Annotated in this window: 14 protein-coding genes and 1 pseudogene; 11 read left to right on the top strand and 4 right to left on the bottom strand. The window is 65.1% G+C overall.

The window, feature by feature from the left end; all coding sequences use genetic code 11:
• Positions 1-212: 212 nt before the first annotated feature.
• From CCX87_RS02575 to spt, 3 genes are read left to right on the top strand one after another with little or no spacing between them, the layout of a single operon-like run.
• Positions 213-2024: a fatty acyl-AMP ligase gene (locus CCX87_RS02575; protein ID WP_087743489.1), complete on the top strand. Its 1812-nt coding sequence runs from the start codon at positions 213-215 to the stop codon at positions 2022-2024.
• 10 nt (positions 2025-2034) lie between these two features.
• Positions 2035-2292, top strand: a complete 258-nt coding sequence (locus CCX87_RS02570; protein WP_049756493.1) for an acyl carrier protein — start codon at positions 2035-2037, stop codon at positions 2290-2292.
• Positions 2289-3470, top strand: coding sequence for a serine palmitoyltransferase (gene spt / locus CCX87_RS02565; protein WP_011806210.1), 1182 nt, complete (start codon positions 2289-2291; stop codon positions 3468-3470). Before CCX87_RS02570 ends, spt begins: the two co-directional genes overlap by 4 nt.
• Before the next feature lie 4 nt (positions 3471-3474).
• On the opposite strand, the gene CCX87_RS02560 is transcribed toward spt, so the two are convergent.
• Positions 3475-4380: a hypothetical protein gene (locus tag CCX87_RS02560; RefSeq protein WP_135148047.1), complete on the bottom strand. Its 906-nt coding sequence runs from the start codon at positions 4378-4380 to the stop codon at positions 3475-3477.
• A 187-nt stretch (positions 4381-4567) separates the two neighbouring features.
• Between CCX87_RS02560 and CCX87_RS02555 the strand changes: the two genes are divergently transcribed.
• Complete coding sequence (locus CCX87_RS02555) at positions 4568-5452, top strand: hypothetical protein (protein WP_087743487.1); 885 nt, start codon at positions 4568-4570, stop codon at positions 5450-5452.
• Between the two features lie 28 nt (positions 5453-5480).
• Here CCX87_RS02555 and CCX87_RS02550 read toward each other — a convergent pair whose 3' ends face one another.
• Both CCX87_RS02550 and CCX87_RS02545 read right to left on the bottom strand, forming a co-directional pair.
• A complete protein-coding gene (locus CCX87_RS02550) occupies positions 5481-6563 on the bottom strand; it encodes an ELM1/GtrOC1 family putative glycosyltransferase (protein WP_157667095.1) in 1083 nt (360 codons plus the stop codon).
• On the bottom strand, positions 6560-7546 hold the full coding sequence (locus CCX87_RS02545; RefSeq protein ID WP_087743484.1) for an NAD-dependent epimerase/dehydratase family protein: 987 nt from the start codon (positions 7544-7546) through the stop codon (positions 6560-6562). Before CCX87_RS02545 ends, CCX87_RS02550 begins: the two co-directional genes overlap by 4 nt.
• Positions 7547-7644: 98 nt before the next feature.
• Between CCX87_RS02545 and CCX87_RS02540 the strand changes: the two genes are divergently transcribed.
• Positions 7645-7947 carry a hypothetical protein gene (locus tag CCX87_RS02540; RefSeq protein ID WP_011806215.1) on the top strand — a complete coding sequence of 101 codons (303 nt, stop codon included), beginning with the start codon at positions 7645-7647 and terminating at the stop codon, positions 7945-7947.
• A gap of 18 nt (positions 7948-7965) precedes the next feature.
• On the opposite strand, the gene CCX87_RS02535 is transcribed toward CCX87_RS02540, so the two are convergent.
• Complete coding sequence (locus CCX87_RS02535) at positions 7966-8478, bottom strand: nucleoside deaminase (RefSeq protein WP_011806216.1); 513 nt, start codon at positions 8476-8478, stop codon at positions 7966-7968.
• A gap of 165 nt (positions 8479-8643) precedes the next feature.
• Between CCX87_RS02535 and CCX87_RS02530 the strand changes: the two genes are divergently transcribed.
• From CCX87_RS02530 to tnpC, 6 genes and pseudogenes are all read left to right on the top strand, one after another.
• Positions 8644-11559, top strand: a complete 2916-nt coding sequence (locus tag CCX87_RS02530; RefSeq protein WP_087743256.1) for a Tn3-like element IS1071 family transposase — start codon at positions 8644-8646, stop codon at positions 11557-11559.
• Positions 11560-11707: 148 nt separating this feature from the next.
• Positions 11708-12328, top strand: a pseudogene (locus tag CCX87_RS02525) (transposase); the annotation flags it as partial.
• Positions 12329-12761: 433 nt separating this feature from the next.
• On the top strand, positions 12762-13790 hold the full coding sequence (locus CCX87_RS02520) for an alpha/beta fold hydrolase (protein ID WP_198314756.1): 1029 nt from the start codon (positions 12762-12764) through the stop codon (positions 13788-13790).
• Complete coding sequence (locus CCX87_RS02515) at positions 13714-14253, top strand: transposase (RefSeq protein WP_087743482.1); 540 nt, start codon at positions 13714-13716, stop codon at positions 14251-14253. The genes CCX87_RS02520 and CCX87_RS02515 overlap by 77 nt, the downstream gene beginning before the upstream one ends.
• Positions 14250-14582, top strand: a complete 333-nt coding sequence (gene tnpB, locus CCX87_RS02510; protein ID WP_157667094.1) for an IS66 family insertion sequence element accessory protein TnpB — start codon at positions 14250-14252, stop codon at positions 14580-14582. Before CCX87_RS02515 ends, tnpB begins: the two co-directional genes overlap by 4 nt.
• A 68-nt stretch (positions 14583-14650) precedes the next feature.
• Positions 14651-16204 (top strand): IS66 family transposase, encoded by a 1554-nt coding sequence (tnpC, locus tag CCX87_RS02505; RefSeq protein WP_442857482.1) that lies wholly within the window; start codon positions 14651-14653, stop codon positions 16202-16204.
• Positions 16205-16582 lie beyond the last annotated feature (378 nt).

Here is a 16582-nt window from a genome sequence, read left to right as displayed (position 1 = left end):
TATGACAGTTTGACGTTTCCGGATTTTACAATCCCGCGGCGGTCGAGTTTTTTCCATGGGGTGCGCGGCCTGCGGGTAGCCAAAACCGTACAGTATCGTACAGTTCAGTCAAGTTATAGAGTGAAGCAGTGCATGCCCAAAATGTTGTGTTCTAGCGTTCTCCCGAGAGTTCAGGAGCACGGGAAGCGGGAGGGTGCAAGGTGACGCAAGCAATGCTCCTCGGTACGACACCGACGCCGACGGCCAGTGGCATTCCGCTGCGCAGCGCGCTCTTCTCCACCCTGACGGAAGCCCTGGACTATGCCGCGACCGGCGAGACCGGGTTCAATTACTACGATGGCCGCGACAAGCTCTCGGCCGTTCTGCCGTACCGTGAACTGCGTCGCCGCGCCCTGGAGATGTCGCGCCACCTGGCGCCGCTCGGCCGCGGTCAGCGGCTGGCCCTGGTTGCGCAAACGCACCCGGACTTCGCCGTCATGTTCTATGCGTGCCAGTACGCCGGGCTGGTGCCCGTGCCGCTGCCGGCCGCCGTGCACCTGGGCGGCCGCGAGGCGTACGTTCGCCACCTGCGCCAGCTGATGCGCGACTGCCAGGCGGTCGCTGCCTTCGCACCGTCCGAATTCGTCGGCTTCCTGAACGAAGCCAGCGAAGGTTTGCCGCTCGCGCTGTCCGGCACGCTGGACGACTTCCTGGCACTGGACGCCCAGGAAAAGCTGCCGCCACCGCCCGCGCCGACCGACCTGGCCTATCTGCAGTACACCTCGGGCAGCACCCGCTTCCCGCGCGGCACGATGATCACACAGTCCGCGGTCATGGCCAACCTGGGCGCCATCTTCAACCATGGCTTTGCGCTCACCGCGGACGATCGCTTCTGCTCCTGGCTGCCGCACTACCACGACATGGGGCTGGTGGGCATCGTGCTGGGGTGCATGGCCACGCAGCGCTCGGTCGACTACCTGCCGACGCGCGAGTTCGCGATGCGCCCGCGCCTCTGGCTCAAGCTGATCTCGCGCAACCGCTGCACCATCTCTTACAGCCCGCCGTTCGGCTACACGCTGTGCGCACGCCGCCTGCGTCCGGCGGACATCGAGGCGCTCGATCTGTCCTCCTGGCGCATCGCCGGCGTGGGCGCCGAGATGATCCACCCTGATTCCCTGCGCCAGGTGTCGGAGATCCTGGCACCGGCCGGCTTCGACGAACGCGCCTTCCTGCCCAGCTACGGCATGGCGGAATGTGCGCTGGGCGTGAGCTTCGCGCCCGTGGGCAGCGGCTCACGCAGCGACCTCATCGACATCGACAGGTTGTCCCGCACGGGCGAGGCACGTCCGCCGATCGAGGGTGAAGCCGCGGTCAAGGGCAAGGCCTTCATCGACTGCGGCCGGCCACTGCCGGGCTTCGAGGTCGAAGTACGGGGCGACCGGGGCAACGCGCTACCCGAACGCCGGTGCGGCGCCATCTATCTGCGCGGGCCCAGCGTGATGTCGGGCTACTTCGGCAACCCCGAGGCCACGCAAGAGGTGCTGTCGGACGATGGCTGGCTCAACACCGGCGACCTGGGCTACTTCGCCGACGGTTCGCTGTTCGTCACCGGCCGCGCCAAGGACCTGATGATCATCAAGGGCCGCAACATCTGGCCGCAGGACCTCGAATACCTGGCCGAGCAGCAGCCCGAAGTCCGGCCGACCGATGCCTCCGCCTTCACGGTCGTGGACGAGGACGAGAACGAAACCGCAGTGCTGGTCGTGCAGTGCCGGGAAACCGATCCGATCAAGCTGGCCTCGCTGTCGGTGCGCCTGAAGCAGGCCATCAACGCCGAGTTCGGCATCCATTGCCTGATCGAACTGGTGCCGCCGCACACCCTGCCGCGCACCTCGTCGGGCAAGCTGTCGCGCAGCATGGCGCGCAGCGACTTCCTCAAGCGTTGCGGCGAGGAGCCGCAGGTCGGCTTCGTCAAGGACGATGCGCGCGTGCAGACCCAGCACGCGAGCATCGGCCGCGACATTGCCCTGACGACCCCTGATTGAGCCCTCACCCGTGACCGAATTGAATCTGGCAACCATCGAAAGCGCCATCCGCGAAGCACTCGACGCGATCCGTCCCGGCACGGCGAGCCTGGGCGGCAATGCCGACCTGATGCAGGAGGCAGACCTCGACTCGATCGGCGTGATGGACCTCGTCATGGAGATCGAGGACCGTCTGGACCTGTCGATCCCGGTGGAGACGCTGGCCCAGGCGCACACCATCAACGGGCTGCGCGCCGGCATCGCCCAACTGACCGGCGGTGCGGCGTGAGTCTTCTCAACAAGTTCGGCGCGCAGCGCCAGCTCCAGGCGAGCTTGGACGCGATGGGTGGCGTGGCACCGATCGCGACGCCGATGGACGAGATCCATTCAGCCACCTCAGCGACCATCGGGGGGCGCCGCATGGTGCTCGCGGGGACCAACAACTACCTCGGCCTGACCTACGACGCCGCCTGCCGCGCCGCCGCCATCGCGGCCATCGAGACCCAGGGCACCGGCTCCACCGGTTCGCGCATGGCGAGCGGCAACTACGCCGGCCACCGCGCCCTCGAACGTGAACTGGCAGACGCCGTCGGCTGGCCGTCCTGCATCGTTTTTTCCACCGGCTACCAGACCAACCTCGGCGTGATCTCCGCGCTGGCCGACACCGGCGACTACCTGCTGGTGGATGCCGACAGCCATGCCAGCATCCATGACGGCTGCCGTTTGAGCAATGCGACGACCATCCGCTTCCGGCACAACGACCCCGAAAACCTCGACCGCCGCCTGGCGCGGCTGGGCGACGATGCGCATCGCGCGCTGATCGTGGTCGAAGGCGTCTACAGCACGCTGGGCGACCGCGCGCCGTTGCAGGAAATCGCCGAGATCAAACGGCGCTATGGCGCCTGGCTGCTGGTCGACGAAGCGCATTCCTTCGGCGTGTTCGGCGAACGCGGCCTCGGCCTGGCAGAGCAACTGGGCGTGCTCGACGACGTGGACTTCATCGTCGGCACCTTCTCCAAGAGCCTGGGCGGCGTCGGCGGCTTCTGCATCGGCCGGCACGCGGAACTCGAATACGTTCGGATGGTGAGCCGACCGTACATCTTCACGGCCTCGTCGTCGCCGCCCTCGATCGCGGCCACGCGCGAAGCGCTGCGCCAGATGCTGGATGGCCATGCGTTGCGCGAACGACTGTGGCGGCACGCCGAACGCCTCTACGCCGAAGCAACGAAGCTCGGCTACCGGCTGGGCACCACGACGCCCGGCCCGGTCGTGGCCTTGGTCTTCACCGAACGCGCCGAAGCACAGGCCCTGTGGCAGTCGCTGCTGGACAGCGGCATCTACACCAACCTGATGATCCCGCCTGCCACGCCCGCCGGCCTGAGCCTCGTGCGCATCAGCCTCAGCGCGGCGCACAGCGACGACGACATCGGGCAGATCATCGCCGCGCTGGCCAGTGCGCGGCGTTGAGCGCTCACGACGCGCCCCAAATACCCCATCGTCGCTTGGCCGTCGTCGCAACGGCTATCGATGGTACCTTGGAAATTTGGAACTCCGACCGCAGCCATTGAAGGTACGTAGCGGTGACGCTATCGATGCTGGGAGCAGCAGCGCGTAAGACTTGCGCAGTTGATCGCCGCGCCTCGGTGGACTCCAACGCATCCAGTGCCGCGGCGAATTCAGCTTCGTCGTCGGCCCACTGTTCAGCCCCGCAAGCCGTCTCAAGATACCCCGCCTCGCGATTGCAGATCACTGGCGTCCCGCTTCCCTGTGCGTTGGCCAGCTTGACATTGCTCTTCCAATTCCTTGGGGCATAGCCATCGCAGTCACGCAGCGCGACCAAGACGTCCACGTCCGCCACCTCTGTGGGATTGATGACGAACCGCAATCCGCGTGCTGAGCACTGACGTTTGATGATCGGCAGCCAGCGTCCCAGGTACTTCTCCCCGCCTTCATACCCCAGCACTTTCAGCGGCCGGATCGGGTTCTGCCGCAGGCCCGGCCGTGCGTGGTGCGGTAGCGCCAGCACCGGCACGCCAAAGCCCTCGCAGTCCCGAGCCATCGCTCGTGTCGCCGCGACGATCCCCGCAGGCCGGATCGTCTTCACTTCGCCGGCCAGCCACTCCAAGCACCGGTCTTTCTGCCATGCGTTTCCAATGGGCTGAGGCCATGCATCGACCACATCCCAGATCAGCGGGACCTTGGACTGATGGAATCTCTCCAGCAAATCGGTTGTCTGCCGCTTCACGAGCACTGCCAAGTTGTAGGGTGCAAGATCTTTGGCGTTCGGGACCACGGCTGCCCGCAATGTCTGCCCCAGTTGAACGCCCCGGATTTGCCAACTGCCGCTGGCGCCCTTACCGGTCATCAGCAAATGCATGCTGAACTCCCCCATGCAGCACCGACTCGGACGTCGACAGCCATTCGGATTGATTGCGGAAAATGTGGCTCGTGTAGGAGATGTACTACCTTCATGCGGCGCCAGTGTATCCCGGCGGTCGAGTCGGCTCGGGTGACCCGAGATGGATCGTTCTCGGCTAGGGTCGTGCCAGAGGTGAAAATACGGCATGCGCAACGCCGTCTTCATCCACACCAACCCCAAGCAGATCGTCGGCGCCCTGGTGGCGCAGCACGCGTTGCGCAGCCGCAGCGCCGCGCCCGAGCGCTTCGACGTGCGCATCCTCCAGACGACGGACTTCCCGGCCTTCGAACGCTTCGAGGGTCGCCGCTACCTGCGCGAAGGCCAGCAGGTGCCGTGGCGCAACGACGACCTGCAGTCGTTCACGCCGCTGCGCTTCGCCGTGCCCGAGCAGATGGGCTATGCCGGTCGCGCGGTGCTGATCGACCCCGACATCTTCGCGCTCGGCGACATCAACGCGCTGCTCGAGCGCAACATGGGCGGCGCTGCTGTGATGGCGCGGCAGATGGACGGCGATTTCCGCCGCCCGCTGCACTACGCGTCGAGCGTGATGCTGATGGACTGCGCGCGCCTCAAGCACTGGCAGTGGGAAGCGGACTTCGAGCGCACCTTTCGCGGCGAGCGTGATTACCGAGACTGGATGTGGCTGCTGCTCGAGCCGCCCAGCAGCGTCGCGGCACTGGAGCCCGAGTGGAACGACTTCGACCGGCTCACGCCCCAGACCAAGCTGCTGCACAACACCCATCGCCGCACACAGCCGTGGAAGACCGGCCTGCCCTCGGATTTCACGCCGCGCGGCACCACGCTCACCTCGCGCGCCGGCATCTGGCTGCGCAAGCTGACGGGGCGCGGTGCCGGGCGCTACCGCCGGCACCCCGATCCGGCGCAGGAAAAGCTGTTCTTCCGGATGCTGGGCGAATGCCTGGACAACGGCGCGATCGACCGCGCCCTGGTCGACGCCGAGATCGCGCGCGGCCATGTGCGCAGCGATGCGCTGGATTGCGTGGCCCGCGCCTCGCGCGCCACGGCCTGAGCAGGCCCCCCCTGCCCGATCCAGCCGATCAGGGCCGATCGATCAGTGCGTGGATGCGCGCCAGCGTGGCCTCGCGCTCCTGCCGTGCCAACGCGAGCACCTGCCCGCCGCCGTCGAACGCACCGGCGGCGTCCAGCGCAGCGTGCAGCAAGCCCAGGTCGCGCAGCGACGAGAGCAATCCGAGGTCCTGCAGGGCATCGAAGCTGCGCGCCACCAGCGACCCTGGCCGCCGTGCCGCGGCGGCGCGCCAGGCCGTCGCCAGGCGCCAGCGCCAATCCGGTTGCCGTGGCAATGCGAAGGGCGCGACCGGCCGTCCGGTGAGCAGCGCCTCGGTCAGCATCGACGCGCTGTCGGTCGTGACGATGATGCGGTCGGCGCGCTGGCGCAGGGCGGCGTAGGGGTTCTCGCCCTCGCCCCAGCGGACGACATGCGCAGGCACGTCCAGGCACTGGGCCAGCACATCGATTGCAGCGGCTGGCGTCCGCGGGCTGCCGAGCACCCAGGCACTGCCACCTTGCGCTCGCACCTGTGCATTCACGAGGCGCGCCAGGCCAACGGCTGCCGCGTCGTCGAGCACGAAGGGCCGGCTGTCGCCACCGACCATCACCAGCGTCCAGGGCCGCGGCATGCGGGCCGCCTGCGCCTGCCATGCGGACGGCAGGAGCACCTCGCTCGCGGACGGCGGCTGCATGAAGGGCAGGCGATGGCTCAGCACGTTGACGCGCTTGGGCACCGCGTACTGCGGCGTCGTCACGATCAGGTCGAACCACGACAGCGGCGCCCACGGCCGGTTGACGTGGACCAGCTGCGTGCGCCCGCCCGACCGCTGCCGGATCCACCGCGCCGCCGGCACGCTCTTGCGCCCGGCCGCCAGCACCACGCGCGGCCAGGGCGGCTGCAGCACTGCCGCATCTTCGCTGCGCCAACTCAGCCGCGAGGCGCCCAGCAGAACCGGCGGCAGCCCCGCAGCGGTGTTGAAGCGCAAGGGCACGGTGCGGTACGGCACGCCCAAGGCATCGGCGATGGCCAGCAGTTGCTGGTTGTCGCCATGGCGCGCGCCGAGCAGCACCCAGACCGGGACTGCGCCGGAATCGGACGATGTCACCGTCACCCCGGCAACCAGCCGGCCGACCGGTACCAGGCGACCGCATCGGCGAAGCCGGTGTCGATGTCGAACTGCGGCGACCAGCCCTCCGGCCGCGCGAGTTCGGCCGGCGAAACGCCCCAATCCGCATGGCGCAGCTCGCGCAGCTTCTGCGAATTGAGCATGGCCGCCGAGCCGCCGAGGCGCGCCACATCGCCGACCCATGCGATGCCACGCAGCAGCCCTTGCGGCGCCTGCAGGAAGCGCGGCGTCGGGTTGCCGACCGCCCGCGCCGCGGCACCGAGCAGTTCGTCCCAGCGATAGCCCGCTGGCTGGCCATCCGCCGCCGCCAGCACCTGGCCCTGCGGCGTCGACGCGACGAGCATGACGATCAGCCGGGCCACGTCGCGCACGTGGATCAGCGCGGCGCGCGCGTCCGGCCCGCCGAGCAGGGGCACGCGCGGCCAGCGGGCAACCTGGAAGAAGCGCAGCGTTTCGCGGTCCCCCGGGCCGTAGACAGCCGGTGGGCGCAGCACGGTGGCGCGCGCGCCCATCGCGTCGAGTGCCGCAGCCTCGCCGGCACGCTTGCTGGCGGCGTAGTCGGAAAGCAGCGGTTCGCGCGCGGCCAGGCTGGAGACCAGCAGGAAATGCGCGTCGGGCGACAGTTGCTTCGTCGCCCGCGCGATCCGCGCGACACCCTGCTCGTTCACCGCAAAGAAATCGGCACGCCGTGCCGCCTTGATGAGTCCGGCCAGATGGATCACCGCATCGACGCCCTCCACGAGACGCGCCACTGCGGCCTCGTTGTCGAGCGAGCCGGCCACGACTTCGGGCGTCGACTGGCGCCATTCGGCGCCGGACGGTTCGCGCCGCAGCAGCAGCCGCACCCGCCAGCCCGCCTGCACCAGCGCGGCGATGAGATGCCGGCCGATGAAGCCGGTCGCGCCGGTCACGGCAACCAGGGGCGCGCGCGCGGTAGCGACATCGGAATTCGGGAACGGCAAGTGCATCTGAGAAGTGAGAAAGAGAGCGGGCGACAACGTGCGGCACCCCGCGCGGCAGCCGGATAGCATAGAGCACCGCGGCCCGGGCGCCGCGGCCTTCCACCATGACCAAGACCCTTCTTCTTTGCCTCCTCTTCGCCGCCCTGCCCGGCATGGCCGACGCCCGCAACAAGCACCGCGACCACGCCGAGCAGCGCGCCTTTCGGCAGGAACACCCCTGCCCATCCACCGGGCAGGCCGAAGGCGCCTGCCCCGACTGGCAGATCGGCTACGTGGTCCAGCTCTGTGCCGGGGGACAGGACACGCGCGAGAACATGCGCTGGATCACCTCGGAGGACAAGCGCTTCGTCAAGGAATCGACGGGCAAGGACTGCAAGAAGCTGCGGCATACACCGCTGCTGCGCTGAGACGCATCCGCGCGCGCCTCAGCGCGATGCCCAGAACGCCCGCTGCATCGCCACGGTTTCCTCGGCGATTTCCGGCACCGGGCCGATGAGCTCGACCGGCTTCTGGCAGTGGTCGAACACATAGCGCGACGGCACGCTCATCGTCGGGTTCTCGGCATGGCTGCCGGTCTCGGCCAGCAGTTGCGCCTCGGTCATGCCGTAGACGACGCGCCCGATGTTGGCCCAGTAGGCCGTGCCGGCGCACATGCAGCAGGGCTCGACCGCGGTGTAGAGCGTGCAGCCCCACAGGAACTCGGGCGTGAAGTTGGTCGCCGCCACGCGCGCGAGCGTCGACTCGGCATGGTTGACCGTGTCGATGTTGCACTGCTCGAGCAGCACCGTCTCCTGGTCGGGGCCGACCAACACGGCACCGAAGGGATGGTGGCCGAGCGAGACCGCGCGCTGCGCCACCGCGTTGGAGCGGCGCAGGTGCTTGAGCATCTGGTCGTGCGTGGGGCGCAGGCCCTGTGCGGGCAGGTCGGGGTCGAACATGGCCGGGCTCGTCAGTTCACGGGGTCTCCTCGTTTTCAGTGCAATAAGTGACGGTACGCAAAGCTAGCACTGGCGCGGGGGTGGTCTGGGTAGACCGTTGATTTCATTGACTTTCCTGTTCGCTTTGTAAACGGGTATGGTGGCCTCCCACTTTTGAGGTTCACGATGCAGGGTTGGCACACAACGTTTTTGGGGATGCGTGGGCTCCCCCGCGATATCAGCGACTTCGAGATGAAGGCATTTTTCACCTTCGATGGTGCCGAGCGCGACGCAATCAATGCACGCCGAGGTGATTCCCACAAGCTTGGTCTGGCGCTCCATATTGGTTTCCTGCGCATGAGTGGGCGTTTGCTCGGTGCCTTTCGGGTAATTCCAGTAGCCTTGTGGCGCCACCTTGGCAACGAGCTTGGCATTGCAGCACCAGAAGTCGCCTCGCTGAGAGCCATGTATGAACGCGGGCGCACGCTATTCGATCACCAACAAGTAGCCTGCACGGTCCTTGGATTCCAGTGGATGAGCGAGCACCAGCGCCGCTCACTGGTACGTGAACTGCGCGACGAAGTGGCGCGCTGCGCCGACCGCGATCAGCTACTCGTGCGGGCGCGTCAATGGCTGTACAAGAACAAGCTGGTGATCGTGCACGAGCGGGCAATTCGGACACTGATTGCGGCGGCACTTGCCCAGCTTGAAGTTGAAACAGGCACCGCCATCGCCGCCAGCGTTGATCCAGCAACACTTGATCGCTGGCGAGCCTCAGTTTCAGAGCTGCGCCCAGATGGACAAACCCAGCAGAGTTGGCTATGGGCTGCACCGGCGAAACACTCAACCCGCCAAATCAGCGAGGTACTGGAGCGCATCGACCTGCTTTACACGCTGGACGTTCATAAGCACCTGGCAGACATCCCCGATCTCATCTTGCGCCGCTACGCGCGCCGACTTGTCTCCAGGCCGCCCTCAGCCGGAGCCAAGATCAAAGAGCCAGCGCGCACCGTGGAGGTCGCATGCTTTCTTCGGTATTGCCTGTTCACCACCACAGACCAGTTGATCCTTATGGTGCAGCGCCGGATCGCCGATCTGTGGCGTCAGGCTGCCGCCGATGTCCCCGCTACCGTCAATTGGGCCGCAATGTACAAAACGCTGCTCGGCGAACTTGTTGCCTTGAGCGCGCAAGGTGCGGTGCCAGATGCTGAGTTGCGTGCCCGTCTTGAAGCCTTGATCACCGAAACCCAGAAACGCAAACCACCGAGCAGGGCCTCCCTGGTCCGCGAGGGATTGATTGATGGAATTCGCCCCGTGCGGTCGTTGCTCGTCGCCATTGCAAAGCTGCCCTGGCAGGCCACCGGCGAGCATCCTGCCATCGAGTACCTTGCCAAGCTGCAAGCTTTATATCTCAAAGGATCCAGAAAGCTGCCAGTTGAAGTGGTGGCACCAAGTCTGGGAATGATCTGGCAGGTTTCGATCTCCAGCCCAGACCGGGAACGGGCGTTTCAGGCGTTGGAGGTGGCCACCCTGTTTGCCCTGCGCCGCGCGGTGCGCAATGGCTCGGTCTGGATTGAGCACAGCCTGAGCTTTCGGGGTCGTGCGCGCTTGTTCTTCACGGACGAGCGTTGGCAGGCAGAGTCCAAGAAACACTATGCCCGTCTATCGTTACCCAGCAAGGCTGCCACTTTCTTGAAGCCTTTGCTGGCCAGAGTAACTGCCGGTGTCGATGCGGTGGCCGCTGCAGCCCGCAGTGGCGTACTGCGCGTGGATGATGAACTCCATTTGTCGCCATTGCCCGCAGAGGACGAAGACCCAGAAGTGACCAAGCTGCGCGCGGCTTTGGATCACCGCATCGGTGAGGTTCAATTGCCGGAAGTGATTCTGGCCGTTGACGCCCAGGTGCGCTTTAGCTGGATCATGCTCGGACGTGAGCCGCGCTCTACCGACGAGCTGCTGATGGTCTATGCCGGCATCATGGCCCACGGCACCAGTCTGACTGCGGTCGAATGCGCGCGCATGATTCCGCAATTGTCTGCCACCAGCATTCGCCAGGCCATGCGCTGGGCGCGGGACGAACGGCGTCTGAGCCAGGCCTGCCAGGCTGTGCTGGAATTCATGCAGCGACACCCGATTGCCGCCACCTGGGGGCGGTCCGATTTGGCATCTTCTGACATGATGAGCATGGAGACCACCAAACGGGTGTGGCAAGCCCGGCTTGATCCTCGGCGCAACACACCTTCCATTGGAATCTACTCCCATGTAAAAGACCGGTGGGGCATCTTCCATGCGCAGCCCTTTGTGCTCAATGAGCGCCAGGCGAGCGTGGCCATTGAAGGTGTCATCCGCCAAGAAAAGCTGGAGACCAGCCAGCTTGCTGTGGATACCCATGGCTACACCGACTTTGCCATGTCACATGCCCGTTTGCTTGGTTTTGATCTTTGCCCGCGGTTGAAGGAACTCAAACAGCGCCACCTCTTTGTGCCACGCGGCACCAAAGTGCCCGCAGAAATCGCTGCGGTGTGCGAAGCCAATGTCGACGTCGCTTTGATCGAAAAGCATTGGGATAGTCTGGTGCACCTGGCAGCCTCGGTCATGAGCGGACATGCCAGTGCGGTGGCAGCTCTTGCGCGGTTCGGTTCTGCCGCCCAGGGCGATCCAATCTATGAGGCTGGCGTGCAATTGGGGCGGTTGCTGCGTACGGCGTTTTTGGCTGACTACTTTGTCAAGGACGCTTTCAGGAACGAGTTGCGCCGGGTGCTCAATCGGGGCGAGGCTGTTAACGCCCTCAAGCGCGCCATTTATACCGGCCGGATCAGCCCGGCGCAGGCCAAACGTGTCGATGAAATGCAGGCTGTGGCCGATGCGTTGAGCCTGATGGCCAACATCGTGATGGCGTGGAATACCTCACAGATGCAGGCGGTCCTGGATCGCTGGTCGAACCGCCGCCAGGTCATTCCACCGGAACTGATCGGGAAGATTGCGCCCACCAGGCTGGAGAGCATCAACTTGCGGGGTGTGTTTCGCTTCCCGGTTGACCGCTATGCTGACCAAATCCTGCCTTCGCGGCCAAATGCATCGATAACTGGCACCAATGGATGAAACCGACCACGGTTTGACGCCACGAATCGCAGATTTGAAAGTGAACAGGAAAGTCAATGAAATCAACGATCTACCAACACCACCTCCGCGCCAGTGCTAGCTTTTCGTACCGTCACTTATTGCACTGAAAACGAGGAGACCCCGGGCACAACTGCACAGCATGGCCTGTGCCGCAGACCAGGCCATGGGAAGCGAAAACCTGCAAGCCTTCGCCGACCGAGGCTACTTCAGTGGCCCGCAGCTCAAGGCCTGCGAGGACGCTGGCATCACGACCTTCGTGCCCAAGCCGATGACATCCAACGCGAAAGCCGAGGGGCGCTTCGACAAAGGCGACTTCATCTACATCGCCAAGGATGACGAGTATCAGTGCCCGGCAGGTGAGCGTGCGATCCATCGGTTCAAAACGATCGAGAAAGGCCTGAGCCTGAGCATCTATTGGTCAAGTGCCTGTCCGCACTGCCCGCTGCGCGAGCAATGCACGACCAGCAAATACCGACGTATCCGGCGATGGGAACACGAAGAAGTGCTGGAGCGCGTTCAGCAACGGCTGGACAGCAACCCCGAGGCGATGACATTGCGCAGGTCCACCGTGGAGCATGTCTTCGGAACGCTCAAGCACTGGATGGGCTCAACGCACTTCCTGATGAAGACCCTCAAGCACGTGGGCACCGAGATGAGCCTGCATGTCCTGGCCTACAACCTCAAGAGGGTGATGGGCGTGATGGGTATCGTGCAGATGATGAAGGCGATGCGGATGGCGAAGGCTTGAGGCCTTTATGGCATTTTTTAAAGGCCGAGAAAGGCGTCAGGAACGCGTCAAAAGGTCCAGGTGCGCCAGAAACGGCTCGACCGAAGCGCTGGTGGAAAATGCGGCTCGGTGCTGCGGGATGGGGCTGGCACGTATGCTCGGTGAGCGTTTCCACACAGCCTCGACCGACAGCGGCCATAGTACCGGAGACGCAATGGCGGCCTGCGTCTCATACTTCTGCGCTCTCCAGCGGTGAGGCAACAGTTCGCCGATCAAGCTGGCCCGGTGATGTCCTTCAAATCTTTTCGAGGCAGGGTTCAGCAACGAGGCGTCCGCGCAAGTCGCCAACGGGCACGAAGAACTGGCGCGTTTGGTTGGCTGATCGGCGCTTTCAGCGAGTGCGCGCATCCGCCAGTACCGGCACAGTGAGGTGCACCACCACCAAGGAGTACCCATGCCTGCCATCTCATCCACTCGTCCCGACGCTTCTGCAGTCGGCTTCCCCGCCGCGTCCCGCCGACATGCCCTCCTGGGCGGCGCCGGGGTCCTTGCCGTGTTGGCCATTGCTGTGCCAGCGGTTGCGAAGGCTGCAGGCGCAGGATACGCCGACACGCTGTTCGTTGAAAGCGGTGGCCGCAAGCTGGCCTACCGCAGCGTCGGCAAGGGCAAGCCGATCGTGCTGGCCCACCGCTTTCGGGGCGTGCTTGACCTGTGGGACCCGGCGTTCATCGACGCGCTTGCTGCGCAGGGCTTTCAGGTCATCACGTTCGACCATTCCGGTATGGGCCTGTCGACCGGTGAACGCTCCTACAACCCCAGCGCGCTGGTCAAGGATGCCAAAGATCTGATCGATGGCCTGCGCCTCAAGGATGTGGTCATCGGCGGCTGGTCCTTCGGCGGCATCGTGGCGCAGATCTATGTCGCCATGTTCGGCGCCAGCGTCAGCCATGCAGTCCTGATCTCGACAACACCGCCCGGCAAACTCGTCAAGGCGGGCGAGCAACTCTTTTACGACTTGGCAGCACAGGGGCCTGCAACGCTGGAGCAGTACACGACGATGTTCTTCGAACCCAGCGATCCGGCCAGCCGGGCCGCCTCGCAGCGTTCCTTCGAGCGCATCTTTGCCCGCGAGACGGGCCGCAGCCCCGACGTGTCGGTGGACTGGGCCTTGGCCATGTTTGCAGCGGCTTTGGCGGGCATGGGCATTACCGGGCTCCCATCGTTTGTGGTGGCCGACGCACTGCGCGGCAAAGCACTGGAGCGCGTGCGCCCCGGATGGCACATGCTCACCACCACCTTGTATGCCGCCATGCCCACCCGCAAATACGTATCCGTCCGGCCACCCCATCTACCTCGAATGAGCAATTGCAAGCACCATCGTGTCCACGTAAACCATCGTGCACACCATGTCTCAAGAGATCCCCAACTCGCGCTCCCGTGTCCCCCGCACACGCCGGGTCTACAGCGCGCAATTCAAGGTTGAACTGATCGCCGCGTGCCAGCAGCCCGGCGCATCAATTGCCGCCACAGCACGTGAACATGGCATGAATGCCAATGTGCTGCATCGCTGGCTCAAGGAGCATCGTCTGGGCCTTCACCAGCCCACCTGCGATACCGCGCATGCTGTGGCGTCCGGCATCGCCCCGCACTGCGACGATGCAGCGGCTGAGCCAATGGCCAATGCACAGCCTGTTCGTGCCCCGGCGCATCTGCCTCATGCCAGCACCGTGCCCGCCTTCATCGCGATGACGCTGGGCTCGCCGGCGATGGGGCCTCAGCCAGCGGGTGCGCAAGCTGCCCCAAGTGCTGCATCGGCAACTCCCTCATCAGACATCCGCATCGAGTGCTGTCATCACGGCACCCTCGTGACGGTCAATTGGCCGGTGGCCGCTGCTGGCGAGTGTTCCCGCGCATTGCAGGGTTTGCTCCAGGTGCTGCGGCAATGATCCGTATCGACGCTGCCTGGCTTGCCACGGCCCCGCTGGACATGCGCGCCGGCACCGACACGGCGCTGGCCCGGGTGGTCAGCGTGTTCGGTGCTGCCCACCCTCATCACGCCTACCTGTTCGCCAACAGACGCGCCAACCGCATCAAGGTGCTGGTGCACGACGGCATCGGCATCTGGCTGGCCGCTCGCCGCCTGCACCAGGGGAAGTTCGTCTGGCCGGCGCCAGGCAATGAGCAGTGGCAGTTGGAGCCTGTCCAGCTTGACGCCCTGGTGCTGGGCCTGCCCTGGCAACGCATGGGAAACGCCGGCATTATCACCATGGTCTGAAGCCGGCGCGCAATCGGTGGATCTGCGCATGGCAGCGCAGGGCCTTCCTTGGCACACTGGCTGCCATGGTGGTGCAGCAACAATCCCTGAACAATCTCAGCGCAGAGCAACTGCGCGAGATGGTTGCCAGCCTCATGGGCCACGTGAGCGACAAGGACGCGCAAATCGCCCGCCACCAAACCGAACTCAAGCACAGCCAGGCGCTCAACGCCAAGCTCACCCACGAGAACGCGCTCTTGAAGCGCATGAAGTTCGCGGCCCAGTCCGAGCGCTTCAACGCCGAGCAGCGCAGCCTGCTTGAAGACGAGATCGAGGCCGACCTGGCAGCGGTCGCCGTCGAGATCGAGCAACTGCAGCCGCCTGCGCCAGCGCCCCAAGCCAAACAGCAACCCAAGCGCCAGCCGCTGCCGGCCAACCTGCCGCGGCGCGAGATCCGCCACGAGCCTGAGTTGACTACCTGCGCCTGTGGTTGTGCGATGAAGCGCATCGGTGAAGACGTGGCCGAAAAGCTGGACTATGTGCCCGGCGTGTTCACGGTGGAGCGCCACATCCGTGGCAAGTGGGCCTGCGCACAGTGCGAAACCATCACCCAGCCGCCGGTCGAAGCGCATGTGATCGACAAGGGCATCCCCACCACGGGCCTGCTGGCCCAGGTGCTGGTGGCCAAGTACGCCGACCACCTGCCGCTATACCGCCAGGAAGCGATCTTTGGACGCGCCGGTCTGGCCATCCCCCGCTCGACTCTGGCGCAGTGGGTCGGCACCTGCGGCGTGCGGCTGCAGCCGCTGGTCGATGCGCTGAAGGCGGAGATACTCAGCCGCAGCGTGCTGCACGCCGACGAGACGCCGGTGCAAATGCTCAAGCCTGGCAAAGGCAGCACCCACCGGGCTTACCTGTGGGCTTACGCACCAGGCGCCTTCGAAGACATGAAGGCCGTGGTGTACGACTTCTGCGAGTCAAGAGCAGGCGAGCATGCCCGCAACTTCCTCGGAGACTGGCGCGGCAGCCTGGTATGCGATGACTTCAGCGGCTACAAGGCTGGGTTTGCCAATGGCATCACGGAAGCGGGTTGCCTGGCGCACGCGCGGCGCAAATTCTTTGACCTGCACGCGGCCCACAAAAGCCAGATCGCCGGGTTCGCGCTGGAGCAGTTCGCCAAGGTCTACGACATCGAGCGCGAGGTCAAGGAATTGAACACGGATCAGCGCCAGGCCATCCGGCAGCAGCACACCAAGCCATTGCTAGCTGCACTGCACGAGTGGATGCTGCTACAGAGACAAAAACTGCCCGACAGCTCGGCCACGGCCAAGGCGCTGGATTACAGCCTGCGGCGCTGGACTGCACTGACGCGCTTCGTTGGTGACGGGCAACTGCCGGTGGACAACAACTGGATCGAGAACCAGATCCGGCCGATCGCCATTGGCCGCAACAACTGGCTGTTCGCCGGCAGCCTGCGAGCAGGCCAACGTGCGGCCGCGGTGATGAGCCTGGTGCAGTCGGCGCGCATGAACGGGCATGACCCCTATGCCTACCTGAAGGACGTGCTCACGCGCTTGCCCACGCACCGGGCCAGCAGGATCGAAGAATTGCTGCCGCATCGCTGGCAGGCCCCGAACTCCTGATCAATACCTGTGCGGCCGGCTGCGGTCAACATGGGATTGCCGCGCGCTTACGCAAATACGTGCCGGCACGCACGCGTGCTTTCATGGACTATCTCGTCGAGTCGTTCGACGGCCGGGGCGGTACCGTCGACCCCTGGTTGCGCGGTGCACTTGCCGATTAACAACGTGCCGTGTTTTCGGCATAGTTTGGGGTTGTTGCCACTTACTCGTTCAACCGCTGCAATGCGGTCACTCAAGTAAGCCTGTGCAAAGTCAGATTTGGGCGCCCAAAGCGGGTGCTCGCGGCTATCCAAAGCTGTCGGTCAAGATGGGATCGCCGCGCGCTTACGCTGCAGCTGCGCCAGCAGGCCGGCGAGCCCTGCTTCACGCAAAGCAGTT

Source organism: Acidovorax sp. T1, assembly GCF_002176815.1.
Lineage (GTDB): Bacteria > Pseudomonadota > Gammaproteobacteria > Burkholderiales > Burkholderiaceae_C > Acidovorax.
This window is presented reverse-complemented; position numbering and strand designations above follow the sequence as displayed.

What these genes read in the sequence shown, in the direction of transcription:
- CCX87_RS02540 (WP_011806215.1), top strand. Translation starts at nt 7,645, where the DNA reads ATGACCAAGACCCTTCTTCTTTGCCTCCTCTTCGCCGCCCTGCCCGGC.
- CCX87_RS02535 (WP_011806216.1), bottom strand. Translation starts at nt 8,478, where the DNA reads ATGTTCGACCCCGACCTGCCCGCACAGGGCCTGCGCCCCACGCACGAC.
- CCX87_RS02545 (WP_087743484.1), bottom strand. Translation starts at nt 7,546, where the DNA reads ATGCACTTGCCGTTCCCGAATTCCGATGTCGCTACCGCGCGCGCGCCC.
- CCX87_RS02530 (WP_087743256.1), top strand. Translation starts at nt 8,644, where the DNA reads ATGCAGGGTTGGCACACAACGTTTTTGGGGATGCGTGGGCTCCCCCGC.
- CCX87_RS02520 (WP_198314756.1), top strand. Translation starts at nt 12,762, where the DNA reads ATGCCTGCCATCTCATCCACTCGTCCCGACGCTTCTGCAGTCGGCTTC.
- CCX87_RS02560 (WP_135148047.1), bottom strand. Translation starts at nt 4,380, where the DNA reads ATGCATTTGCTGATGACCGGTAAGGGCGCCAGCGGCAGTTGGCAAATC.
- tnpB (WP_157667094.1), top strand. Translation starts at nt 14,250, where the DNA reads ATGATCCGTATCGACGCTGCCTGGCTTGCCACGGCCCCGCTGGACATG.
- CCX87_RS02575 (WP_087743489.1), top strand. Translation starts at nt 213, where the DNA reads ATGCTCCTCGGTACGACACCGACGCCGACGGCCAGTGGCATTCCGCTG.
- CCX87_RS02515 (WP_087743482.1), top strand. Translation starts at nt 13,714, where the DNA reads ATGTCTCAAGAGATCCCCAACTCGCGCTCCCGTGTCCCCCGCACACGC.
- CCX87_RS02555 (WP_087743487.1), top strand. Translation starts at nt 4,568, where the DNA reads ATGCGCAACGCCGTCTTCATCCACACCAACCCCAAGCAGATCGTCGGC.